The following is a 12889-nucleotide window of genomic DNA, read 5'->3' as shown; positions in this document are numbered from 1 at the left end:
ACTCGTGAGTAAAAAATCGGACGGGTAAAACGGCTCGCCCCGATAAAGAAGCTTTAGCTGATTGATATAAGCCATTAGTGAAAACACCAACAAAAACAGCAGATATGCAATGGTATTCCAAATGCCGTGCAAGATGGAAAAAACCCGAGTAACGGAAAATATGACGACATAATTCATTAAAAAGAGTATCGGATTTTCAAACAGCCATCTGAGCGTTTGGAGGATACTTCCTCTGCTTACCGTTTCGACGAACAATATGATAACGACCGGAAGAAGAAAGAACAAAACAATTGGATTTAGGCTAAAGTATCGTTTCAACTCGGCAGCTCCCAACCAGATATCATAAAAACGAAAAAAATGTCGATTGTTATCTTAACATAGTACCGGAAGGAATACATTAGAAGCCTCAAAAAACCGATATAGTCATTAGAAGGATGCTATATGGAAGCTTGAATCGTCCTGTATTGCCGAGGACTGGATCGATATAGTAATCAATACGAAATTTTGCTAAAGTGAATATTGTCGAATCGTGTGCATGAAAGACTGAAACCGCAAGGGGAACTAGATATGTCCACCCTATATTCCATGCTTAAAGAAACCGTTAAAAATCGAAGACTCGTATACGAGCTTGCCAAAAAAGATTTCCGCGCGAAATACTTAGGGGCAAGCTTGGGTATTATTTGGGCATTCGTGCAGCCGATGATTATGATCGCTATCTACTGGTTTGTGTTCCAGATCGGGTTCCGATCCGTTCCTGTCGAAAATGTGCCCTTCGTTCTATGGCTAATGGCAGGCATCATTCCTTGGTTTTTCATAAGCGAATCCTTTTCAAGCTCCATCCATGCTATTACAGAGAACGGTTACTTGGTCAAAAAGGTTGTCTTTAACGTTAGTCTGCTTCCTTTAGTCAAAATCGTGTCGGCTTTGTTTGTCCATTTGTTTTTTATCGGTATTCTCTTTCTTATGTTTATAAGCTATGGATTCGCGCCCAGCTTGTATCATCTTCAGGTCATTTATTACGTGTTTGCTTCGATTTTGTTCGCCACGGGTTTTTCTTGGCTGGCTTCTTCCATTGTCGTCTTCATTAAAGATGTAGGACAAATTGTAGCCATGCTCTTGCAATTCGGATTCTGGCTGACGCCTATCTTTTGGTCGCTGAACATCGTTCCGGACAAATACCGGTTTATCCTTAAGCTAAATCCCGTCTATTATTTGGTCGAAGGCTTCCGCAGCACGTTTATTTACCATAAGTGGTTTTGGGAAACTCCTTCGCTTACACTCTACTTCTGGGTCGTGACGGCAATGCTCTTAGCGGCCGGGGCTATCGTATTCAAGAGACTAAGACCGCACTTCGCAGATGTACTATAGGAGGCCGTTATTGAATGGATTCCGCAAGCCCGATTGTACTTAATAACGTTTCCAAAGTATATCGCCTGTACGATAAGCCTACCGATCGCTTAAAAGAAGCCGTCTTCCCGTTCGGAAACAACCGTTATCACAAACAATTCAGCGCGCTTTCGGGAATCACCTTCGAAGTCGGGAAAGGCGAAACGATCGGCATCGTCGGAAAAAACGGCTCCGGTAAATCGACTCTGCTGAAATTGATTACCGGCGTATTGACCGCAACCTCCGGATCGATTGCCGTTGCAGGCCGAATCTCCGCCATTCTTGAACTTGGCGCCGGATTTAACCAAGAGTACACGGGGATCGAAAATATTTTCTTGAACGGCACAATATTAGGGTATTCCAGAGACGAAATCGAAAATAGACTGGACGATATTATCGCATTCGCGGATATCGGCGATTTTATATACCAACCCGTGAAGACCTACTCCAGCGGCATGTTCTCACGGCTTGCTTTTGCAGTCGCCATTAACGTCGACCCCGATATTCTAATCGTTGATGAGGCGTTAGCCGTCGGGGACGTTAAATTTCAGACCAAATGCTTCAATCGGTTCAAGGCATTGAAGGACAAGGGAGTTACGATTCTGTTCGTAGGACACGATATATTCAGCGTAAGAAGCTTCTGCGATAAAGCAATGTGGCTGCATGAGGGGGAGCTTCTGAGGTACGGCGACACGTTGAGCGTTACGGCCGAATATATGCAGTTCATGAACCAAGATTCGCAGCAAAGCAGCGACAAGCATGACGATTTGACGAAGAACGCCTCAATAGAGGCATTGGAAGCAGAGGTAGAAATTCCATTCGACGCCATTAATCGTTGGGGCAGCAATATCGGACTCATTCGCACAGGGCTGATTCGCGGAATAAAGAGCGAGTTATCGAACGTGTTGATTTCCGGAGAACGCGCAAGGGTTACGGTTGGATTCCATATCCCTCCCGATATCGACACCAGCATCCTGCACATTGCTTTCTCGATCAAAAACACGCTCGGCATTGACGTGCTGGTATCCACTACTTATGAAAATGAAAGCTTTCGATTGGAGCGAAGGAACGGTCTGGTAGAAGTCAACTTCGAATTCGATAACTATTTGAATCAAGGGGATTATATTTTGGTCGTCGCGCTCGAAGATCGAACTAATCCGGTAACGGAATACTTTGATTACGTTGAAGGCGCTCAATATTTCAAGATCGTCACAAAGAAGAAAGCCTATGGCGTTCTGAATATACCCGTCGTTCAATACTTGAACGCTAATGGAGAGAAGTAGCATGAGTGAAATAACCATAAACAGCAAGAGCTACTGGGATAATCGGTTCAGAACAAACTGGGAAGCGTATTTGGGCAGGGAGCAGACTGCGTTCTTCTATCATCTGGCGCTGAAGATGATGCCGGACTGGCTGCTTGAAGAGATTGAGAGAAAACAATTCAGCATTTGCGATGCGGGATGTGCCGAAGGGGACGGAACCCAGCTTTTGGCTTCAAGGTTTGCACAGTCCCGCGTTGTCGGACTGGACTTCTCCGAAGAAGCTATTTCGAAGGCAAAGAGCTATTACCCCGATGTCCTGTTCCAATGTTCCGGCATCGAAAATATGGAAGAGCGGTACGATGTCATTCTCTCTTCCAATACACTCGAACATTTCGACGATCCGTTCGCTATGATTCGCCAAATGATGAACAGTGTGGGCAGCTATTTGATTCTTTTGCTTCCGTTCGAGGAGTACCAACGAATTCCCGAGCATTCCTACACTTTCGATTACGATGTATTTCCCTTGAAGCTGAACGGGTTCCATCTCGTCTTTAGCCAAGAAGTGAATTGCAGCGTTATTCCAGGGACACACTGGCCGGGCAAGCAGCTTTTGGTGGTCTACGCGAACCCGGAGAGAGTGCGCATTGAGGATATCCCTTTATCTTCTTTTTACGATCCCAGTCGCTTTAATGAGCTGCAAGCCCGAATCGACGCTTATGTCGTGGAAATCGGGCAATACAAGGACGAAATCAAGGGTAAAGATGAGGAAGTTCTGAAGCGATCCGTCGAGCTGCAGCTTGCCAAGGATGAAATCGCCTCTCTTCTTGTTCGCATTCAGGAGCAGCGGCAAGAACTTGAACGCAAGGACCAACAGCTTTTTGCATTGGCTGGACAATTAAATGAAATTCACAGTTCCGGCTTCTGGAAGGCTGCCACGAAATATTACCGATTAAGAGATCATACTCCCGGGCTGAAATACGTTTATAAAACGTTGCGGCTATGGAAGCGCGAAGGACTTCGCGTAACTATCAAAAGAGGATCCTCCAAAATCAAGAAAGCTTTTCAACAACCGGCCAGCCTTAATAAATCCCATCTGACGAAGATGGAGGAAATGCTTCACATCATCAAAGTCCGTTATGAGAATAACGAGCTTGAAGGCATCGCCATTCTTCCATCTGCCTTCGAATTCGAAGAGTTGTATAACCAACGAACGATTAATCTGGCTAAATATTTATCGAAGCAAAATTATGCGGTCTTATTCGTGGCATGGCAGTGGAATCACGACGAGGTGCTGCTCAAAGCGAATCAAGAGGTGTACCGCAACGTCTTCGAGCTGCCGCTCTACGGGTTTCTGGCCGGGCTGGATTTACTCGAATCCTTATCCTCTATTTCTCGGAAACTAGCATTTCTAACAATGCCTAATGAAACCTTCTACCGAACTCTGCCGACGTTAAGAGCCGGCAATTACAGCATCGTCTACGACATATTGGATGAATGGGAACATTTCCACAAAGTCGGACAAGCTCCCTGGTACGACAAGGCAATTGAGGAAGCCTTTATTCTGAATTCCGATTTGGTCGTTACCGTATCCGAGCCATTGAAGCAGAAGTTCTCTTCCTTACGCAACGACATCCGTTGTATTGGGAACGGATACGATCCCTCGCTGCTTAAAGCGGATATCTCATTAAAAACAAAAGCCGCAGACGGAAAAATCCACATCGGCTATTTCGGACACTTGACAGACTCTTGGTTCGATTGGGGACTCGTCCTTGAGTTAGCGGATCGGAACTCCGATATGGTCTTTCATATTATCGGCTACGGACATCCGGAGTTTATTGAGCACGAGGTCAAAAAACGGACTAATGTCATCCTATATGGAAAAGTTGCACCTAACGAGCTCTATCGGTATGTGCGCCAATGGCATCTGGCTATTATCCCCTTCCTGGGCAGCCAATTGTCGGAAGCGGTAGACCCGATCAAAATATACGAATACTTATACTTTGGTTTGCCCGCCATCGTTACCGGAATCCCTCATATCGGGAATTATCCGCTCGTCACTTATTGCGAGGACAAGCGCAACATGGCCGAGCTGCTGCGAAGCGGCTACGAGCGACTCGCCGCCCCGGAGCCTGAGCGGAACGGTTTGGACCGATTTTTGGCGGAGACGACTTGGGATGCCCGCTTCTCGGAAATTATGCGCTTGATCCCGCAAATCCAATTCTTGCAAAGGATCTATGATGACAATGACGAATGAGCCGTTGAAAATACTTTCGGTCTACAAATGGTCGACGATGGGCGGCGTTGAAAGGGTCTTGTTAAATCGCGCTCATGCGTTCAAGCTCCATCGCAAATCTATCGTTCAGCACGTCTATTTTTTCGAGGACGGCGGAGGCTTGCGGGCTTTCAAGGAATATATCGCAACGCACGAATTAAGCGATTATATCAAGGTAGTCGAGGCTTTCGTTCCCGAATATTACGACGTTATCCTCCCTATCGATACTCCCGAAATTTTCGAACAAATGAGCGATTACGGCAAAGTCATCATGGAATGTCACACATCTTATCGTGAAAATCGGCAATACGTCCGCAAGTTGCCGGAATCGATCGGAGGCTTGATCGTTCCCTCCAAAAACTTCAAGAATTCCATTATGGACGAAGTCCCTTTGTTTCTTCGCGATAAAGTAAAGCTTGTCCGTAACTGCATCCCAGGCCTGCGGACGTCGTCCCCAATTTTTAGCCCATGGCAAAAAACACCGCTCGCCTACGTAGGACGTATCGATAAGCTCAAAAATATCGAGGAAATTTTCCAAATCTTCGCTTCCGCCGTCAAGCGATTCGGAGATCGATTTATATTGGTATTGGCCGGCCCTATCATCAACGAAGATATCGACTTTGAAAAGATGGTTGGCGACTATGGACTGTTAGGCCGAATCGTTTATTTGCCTCCGGTCCGGTTTCACAAAGTCCCTTTGCTCCTCGATATGCTTAAATTCGGCAAAGGGATTTTCCTTTCTTCCTCCAAAAGCGAAAGCTTCGGTTTATCGGTAGCCGAGGCCATGGCTCACGGACTGCCGACCGTGTTGTCCGACATCGACGCGCATCGCGAATTGGTTGAAGACAGCCGTCGCTATCTCTACCGGATCGGAGACATTAACGAGGCGACGGACAAGCTGGCCGAGCTGCTGGACAACTATGAATTCCATAGCGGCGAGCTTGAACAGCTTAGCCATAGATTCGGCGCCGATGCGTTCGTAAGGGATTGGCTAGACGCTCTGGAGTTGACCAGATGAGAAAAAAAATGGCTTACTTCATGCATGTGGATTGGAAATGGATTAAGCAGCGGCCGCAATTCCTCGCTGAGGAATTGCTCGCATATTACGACATCGATTTATTCTACATACGAAATATGAAGGTTCGCGGCCTTATTGACAATCCCCTTGACGAAGCGGCGTTTCACTCCGTAAACCGGATTCGAAAGCTCCCGTATTCATCGCGAAGCCCTTGGGTGCAACAGGCTGAACGTTGGATCAACCGAACGAGTGTCAAGCGCGCGCACGAAACCGACTACGATTACTTCTGGATCACTTCTCCTTACATTTTGCATTTCATCGATATCGAACGAATAAGGGCCCGCAATATCATATACGATTGCATGGACGATATACTGGCTTTCCCGCAAAGCGAGAAAACCCGAAACTCCCTTGCTGCCTTGGAGAAACAGTTATTGAAGCAATCCAATCTGGTCTTTGCTTCTTCCGAGCATCTCAAGTCCAAAGTGGAGGAAAGAGATGCCCAGGCCTTGGTGAGCGTAGCCAACAACGCCTTGTCGCTTACTCTTGCGAAGAGCGGCCATATATTCGAACCGCCGACGGAGAAGATTGAACGGTTTACCATCACGTACTTCGGCACCATTTCGCATTGGTTTGATTTTGACTTGCTATTTAAGTTGCTTGAGCTTCACCGGGACATTCAAATTACGATTATTGGACCGTCGGAAGTGCCGCTTCCCCCGCATGAGAGGATAACGTATACCGGATCGATCGCACACGATGCCATCAAGATTTTCGCCGAACGGTCGGACGCTTTCATTATGCCGTTCCTTGTAAACGAGCTGATTTTATCCGTCGATCCCGTTAAGGTGTACGAATATATCGCTTTCGGCAAGCCCGCTTTCGTCGTCGAATATCCGGAAACGTTAAAATTTGCCGATTTCGTGTACCTCTATCGGAACGCCGAGCAGTTATCCGCCATTATCGATAGAGTCAAACGGGATCGTACCGGCAAAAACTCTTTAGATCAGATCGACTCTTTCCTCCAACAAAACCATTGGGGAGCAAGAGCCCGACACATTCACCAAACGCTGGAGAACAGCCTATGACAAAGCCGAATTCCGACCGGGTTGCCGTCTTGCTTTCCACGTACAACGGCGAGCGATACTTGGAAGACTTGCTCGACTCCCTTTTTCGGCAATCGCACTTGAATTTCGACTTGTTCGTGCGCGATGACGGCTCCGACGATAAGACGCTTCGGATAATTGAGGAATATCGACAAAGGTACGCTAACATTCGCATCGTCTCCTCCGAATGCAATCTCGGCCCGAAGAAAAGCTTCGGAACGCTACTGGAGGTTGCTTTGAAATATTCGACGTATGCTTATTTCATGTTCGCCGATCAAGACGACGTATGGATGGACGACAAAATCGCCAAAAGCCTGCGGCTTATGAGGGAGAACGAAAGCGAAGACGACAGTCTTCCCGTTCTTGTTCATTCCGACCTGATCGTCGTAGACTCGGAGCTGAATCGGATCGGCCCTTCATTCTGGGGCTATCAGAAGCTCGATCCCGATAAAGACGGAATAAACCGCCTGCTGGTACAAAATGTAATTACGGGCTGTACGATGCTTATTAATCGCAAGCTTGCAGAGCTGTCCGTGCCTGTCCCCGACGAATGTATTATGCACGACTGGTGGATCGGGTTAATCGCGTGCTCGAACGGTCGCATCCGTTATTTAAGAGAGCCGACCATTTTTTATCGTCAGCATGGGCGCAACAGCCTCGGAGCCGTGAAATTCGATCTCCCTTATATGCTGTCCCGGTTCAAGAGAATGAAAGGCATCGAGTGGAACGTCGTCCAAGCCTCCGCTCTTATTAGCCGGATCGGAGGGGAGGTCGAAGCCGTTCGGGAGTTCGCCGACCTTCGTAATCGATCGTATGCCTCTCGCCTGTACACGGTATGGAGGCGCAAATATTATAAAAACGGCTTCATCCGGAATATCGGACTGTTCCTTCAGCTTGCCAAGCTAAAGAAGACGACTTAAAAATTCCACTATCATTACGATAAGAAAAGGGGCTATCGATGAGCAAAAAAACGGAGAAGGCCCGTCCTTCCGATAAGGGGCCAATTTCCGCAAAGGAGACAATCCCGTTAAGGTATTGGGCAGTCGTCGGGTTAAGCGTATTGTTTCTTTTTTGGGCTCCCTTTCAGAGAGCGCTGTTCAATGGGAATGATTCTACTTTCGAAAGGCCCATCTACCAATCCATCGTCTGTGCATCCTTGATTTTATTCGGGCTTGCGCTGCTGCTGCTCTCGAAATGGAAGCTAAGAAGCGAGCAAGGATGGCTAAGCGTCGGCTTCTGGCTCATCCCGGCCGCCTACCTTCTGTCATTAGCGAACGCCGCTTCCCAACTTTCCGCTCTCAATGCGCTCTATAGCCAGTTTCTATATGGCTCCATGTTCTTGATCGGTCTCTACGTGATCAAAGACGGCTTAGGAAACCGAATATTCCAATCGGCTATATTGGCATCCGGCTATTTCATCGTTTTGTTCGGACTGTTCCACTGGCTTGGCAACGGAGAAGCTATAAGCTCGCTAGTAGGGTGGTTTACTCCATTCGTCGAGCAAGGAGTTTACAAGGATGCCGTTATGACGGACTCCAACGGACTTCGGCTCGCTTCGGTGTTCCAGTACGCAAATACGTACGCCGCTTTTTTGATCGCCCTGCTGCTATGCGCATTGTTCTTCACCATTAAGTCCTCCGGTTGGAAAAGCGCAAGCCTGCATGCCGTGTGGGTCGTTCCTATTCTGGTTTCCTTCTGGTTGACGCTTTCCCGGGGTGCAATCGTCGTAATCGCCGTCGTCCTGATCATGCTTCTGCTCTTCTTAAAGCCCTATCGGCAACTGTTGCTTATTGCGCATCTTATCGTCGGCTCCATACTAACATTTACGATTTTAGGCAAAGTAACCTCGTACGGAATATCCGTGCATGAATCCTTTTCCGCAAGCTTATCCGCCAAGGGGTGGCTGTTGCTCCTGGCCGCAACGGCTCTCTATACCGCAGCGGCTTGCGCTATGCAGCGGTTTCTCGCTCCATGGCTCTCTAGCAAACTCGAACGTATCGACGGGCTGAAAAAGGGAATCTTGCTCATTCCGGTTATTGCCGTAGTCGCGGGAAGCCTCGTTATTGCGGCTTTAACGCAAGTGTCCGCTATTCGCAGCCTTCTGCCGGCTAATGTCGAGACAAGACTTGAAAATATCAATCTCGCACAACATAGCGTGTTAGAACGGGGTACCTTTTACAAAGATGCCATGAAGCTCGTCGCAGATTACCCTCTTATCGGAGCCGGAGGCGGCGCTTGGTCGGCTTTATTCGAAAAATATCAAAGCAATCCCTACGTCAGCCGTCAGGCTCACAGCTTTTTCTTTCAATATTTGACCGAAGTCGGCATTATCGGCTTTATCGTAATTGCGGCATTTCTAGTCGCTGTCTTTTACTTTTATATTAGACGCTACTTTCAAAGCGATGAAAATCAAAGGGAGTCGAGATTCCTTTATTTTATCCTCGCCCTTTCCTTGCTTACGCACAGCGCCATCGACTTCGATTTAAGTTATTTGTACCTTGTCGTGCTCTTGTTCTTATGTCTGGGAGGTATGGCTTCGGGATTGTCCAAGGAACCTTCGACATCGCCGCTGCTGCCGAAAGATACGAAGCGATTTCCGATATTCCCGGCTATTCTGGCTGTCGGCTCAATCGCGGTTCTGATCCTGTCGGCCCGATTGGTCATGGCCAACTCTTCCTTCAAGGAACATTTAGCCATTCGGCAGTCCAGCAACGATTTCAACGAGCTGATGGATCCACTCGACAAAGCTCTAAAGCTACAGCCGGGTCATCCGGAATATTCCGCGTACTCCATTGATTTGCTTAATGCGGTGTATCAACAAACGCAAGAAGCGGTGTATAAACAAGACGAGCAGTCTATACTGAAGGCGGCGCTGCATCGAGAGCCCCATAACCGGCAATTGATCGAAATACAACTGAACGATCTTATCGCTAACAATGACATTGGCCGTGCTCTGCAACGAGTCAGAGAGGCTCTCCCCGATTTCCCCTGGGATATGCAGTTGTACGAAAAGAGCTTTCAATTAGAGGAAGCGCTTAGCCAGACAGCCCGGGAATCCGGCGATACGGGTACGATCGATAAATACTGGCAGTACATGTTGGCAGACTACGAGGCGATCAAAAGAAACATTGACCATCTGTCCACGCTTCCCAAAGAGCAAAACCAGGGACTTGCATTTCAGGTGACGCCTCAAATCGCTTCCGTCGTCGGATCGAACTATTATCGCCATGGCGACTATCTTGCAGCCGAAGAGGCTCTTAAGCCATATATCGGCGACGACCTAACCGATGAAACCAATGTTACGATCATTCGCTGGTACTTGGCCTCGCTTTCCAAGCAGGGCAAAACCGATCAGAACCTTTACGATCGACTGACGTCCAACGATCCTAGTGAAGCTGATAAAATCGCAGAGATCGTAAACGCGCTCTAACAAAACCGTAAAAAACAGGCTGTCCGGTTACCTGAAGGTAACGGACAGCCTGTTTCATTTGGTACAAGGAAATCTTATGGGTTAGTGGTAAACGTCAGTTGGATTTTATCTCCGGCAGGAGCTTTATCCGTTGCTTTAACACGAACGAATACCGTTTTGTTGCCGGACAGCACTGGAGGGCTGACAAGGTTGAAGGTCGTCCAAGTCGTTCCATCCAAGCTGTACTCATGAGCGTTGGTAATGCCTACGATAACGTTGTCCGTATCGTTAGCGGAAATTTGCTTCGTAGTTGGCTTAGCGGCAACTTTTGCCAGATCAACGCTGGCAATATCGGATGCAGGAGCCGTTCCCGTCGCTTTCACGCGGATCGATACTTTTACGACAGCAGTTGTAGACAGCAGGCTAGTGAAATCAAGTGTGGAGCCCGTAATAGCGGTCCAAGTGCCTGCTCCCGTTTTGGCATTGTAGTTAGTCGAGTATTCCATCTTGTCGCTTACGCCGTAAATCGTGTTCGTAGGATAGAACGCTACTACAACAGGCTTTACTTCGCGGATCGGAAGCGTGTAGTAGTAAACAGCGGAAGATACGGTGCTGCCGCTCGCTTTGAAGCGAACGCCGACTTTGCCCAATGCTTTAGCCGTGGAAACCGGAATAACGTTTTTCAGATCGACTACTCCGCTAACAACTTTTTTCGCATCGTTGCCATCGAACCAAGTTTTACCGCCATCCAGCGTTACCTGGTGCGAAGCCGTCAGTCCCGACAGCTTCTCCGTTGCGAAGCTGAGCGAAGGACCGCCGGAAACTCCGTCTACCGGATCTGTGCCCTTCTTAGGAAGGGTAACAATCAGGTTGTCGGAATGGAATTTCGTAGTCGTTGCTTTGGTACGAACGTAAACGTCAACCGTTACGCTGGAAGAGATCAACGATTTAGCATCAATCGACGCTGCTCCCGCTGTCCAAACCGTTTTGTCCAAGCTGTATTCAAGCTTGGTGGAAGCTGTAATCGTCTCCGTCGTCGGGTTGAACTTAACGACAGTGTTCAAAGGAGTAGCTTCGCGGACAACCGACACCACTTTTGGCGCGGATGCAGGCACCGAAGAAGTTGCTTTTACTCGAACGTAGATGTTCTTCGCCGTAGTGGAAAGCGAAGGAATCAGATTCGTAACATCATACGTTGCAGCCGATACAGACGAGTAGGTGACGCCGTCTGCGCTGATTTCATGGCTGCCGGAAACGAGATTCTTCACTTGCTCCTTCGTAAAGTCAACAGCGACAGCCGTTGGCGTTGTAGCGCGTTTAGCAAGCGAAATGCTATCCGCGTCGGATGCTACATTGGTCGAAGTCGCTTTGTAACGCAGCTTAACGGTAGTATTCGCTGTTCCTAATTTGCTGCTCAGATCAATCTTAGTTCCCGTAACAGCAGTATAGGTCGTGCTGGCTCCAACCGCGTACTCCATCGTATTGTCAACGTTGATCAGCTCTTCTGTCGTTACGCTGAAAGCCGGATCGTTGGCCGTGCCGGAAATCGCGTTGATCGGAGATTTGCCGCGCGGCTTAATTTCGATGGACAATTGCTGGGAAGCCGATGCCGTGCTAGTAGGCTTGATCCGCAGCTTGACATAAGTCGAAGCCGTAACGGTCGATGCAGGTACGATGTTCGTTGCATCGATGGTCGTTCCCGTTATTTTGTTCCAAAGCGTACCATTGGTGCTGTACTCAGCTGCGGTGGTTACACCCGCGCCTTCAATTTTGACAGTTGAAGGATTAAAGGTAGCCGTTGGTGTTGCTGCGCGTTTGTAAAGAGTGATGTCTTTGGTAACGGAAGTAAACGCAGTGCTCGTGGCTGCTTTGCGTACTTTAACGACCAGGTTGGTGCCGTTGGACGCAGGAATCAAGCTGCTTACGTCATAAGTCGCGCCGGTAACCGTGGAAGACCAATTCGAGCCGCCGTCCAAGCTTACTTGGATGCCGGTCGCAGTACCGATGGTCTCGGTCGTTGAGTTGAGCGCCGAAGCAGGAGCAACAGGACGAGCCGGAACGGTCAACGAAGTTCCAGCTCCAGTAGTGCTAAGACGATACTTGAAATTCGTACCAGGGACGATGCTTACACTGCCTACATCGACTCCAGACACTTTAACTTCTTTCCAAGTAGCTCCGTTGTCCACGGAATACTGGTGCGCGACGTCGTAAGTAACCCCCGTAACCGTCTCGTTCACATAATTGACGACCGGAGCGCCGGCCGCGCTCACTGCTGCAGGAATCACGCTAACGCTTGTCGCAACGAGTGCCGCAACAAGCATCGATGATACCTTTCTCTTGTAATGATTGAAGTAACGCATGGTTTTCCTCCTTGGAAAATAGTATTTACTACCTATACCTACTCCATATATCGGCGTATGGAAAACATTACTTTAG

General features: G+C 48.2%; 8 protein-coding genes. 7 read left to right on the top strand and 1 reads right to left on the bottom strand.

Features of this window, described 5'->3' with window-relative positions:
• Positions 1-567 precede the first annotated feature (567 nt).
• Genes D3H35_RS15105 through D3H35_RS15075 form a run of 7 tightly spaced genes read left to right on the top strand, consistent with a single transcriptional unit; the run spans position 568 to position 10474 of the window.
• Positions 568-1368, top strand: coding sequence for an ABC transporter permease (locus D3H35_RS15105; protein ID WP_119150123.1), 801 nt, complete (start codon positions 568-570; stop codon positions 1366-1368).
• Positions 1369-1382: 14 nt separating this feature from the next.
• Positions 1383-2669, top strand: a complete 1287-nt coding sequence (locus D3H35_RS15100) for an ABC transporter ATP-binding protein (RefSeq protein ID WP_119150122.1) — start codon at positions 1383-1385, stop codon at positions 2667-2669.
• 1 nt (position 2670) lies between these two features.
• A complete protein-coding gene (locus tag D3H35_RS15095; RefSeq protein WP_158594128.1) occupies positions 2671-4902 on the top strand; it encodes a methyltransferase domain-containing protein in 2232 nt (743 codons plus the stop codon).
• Positions 4892-5938, top strand: coding sequence for a glycosyltransferase family 4 protein (locus D3H35_RS15090; RefSeq protein ID WP_158594127.1), 1047 nt, complete (start codon positions 4892-4894; stop codon positions 5936-5938). The genes D3H35_RS15095 and D3H35_RS15090 overlap by 11 nt, the downstream gene beginning before the upstream one ends.
• On the top strand, positions 5935-7026 hold the full coding sequence (locus D3H35_RS15085) for a glycosyltransferase family protein (protein ID WP_147355853.1): 1092 nt from the start codon (positions 5935-5937) through the stop codon (positions 7024-7026). The genes D3H35_RS15090 and D3H35_RS15085 overlap by 4 nt, the downstream gene beginning before the upstream one ends.
• Positions 7023-7964 (top strand): glycosyltransferase family 2 protein, encoded by a 942-nt coding sequence (locus tag D3H35_RS15080; RefSeq protein ID WP_119150118.1) that lies wholly within the window; start codon positions 7023-7025, stop codon positions 7962-7964. The genes D3H35_RS15085 and D3H35_RS15080 overlap by 4 nt, the downstream gene beginning before the upstream one ends.
• 38 nt (positions 7965-8002) lie before the next feature.
• Positions 8003-10474 (top strand): O-antigen ligase family protein, encoded by a 2472-nt coding sequence (locus D3H35_RS15075; RefSeq protein ID WP_119150117.1) that lies wholly within the window; start codon positions 8003-8005, stop codon positions 10472-10474.
• 74 nt (positions 10475-10548) lie between these two features.
• Here the strand turns inward: D3H35_RS15075 and D3H35_RS15070 are convergent, their stop codons facing one another.
• Positions 10549-12813, bottom strand: a complete 2265-nt coding sequence (locus D3H35_RS15070) for a DUF4073 domain-containing protein (protein WP_119150116.1) — start codon at positions 12811-12813, stop codon at positions 10549-10551.
• Positions 12814-12889 lie beyond the last annotated feature (76 nt).

The organism is Cohnella faecalis, assembly GCF_003570905.1.
Taxonomy (GTDB): domain Bacteria; phylum Bacillota; class Bacilli; order Paenibacillales; family Paenibacillaceae; genus Cohnella; species Cohnella faecalis.
This window is presented reverse-complemented; position numbering and strand designations above follow the sequence as displayed.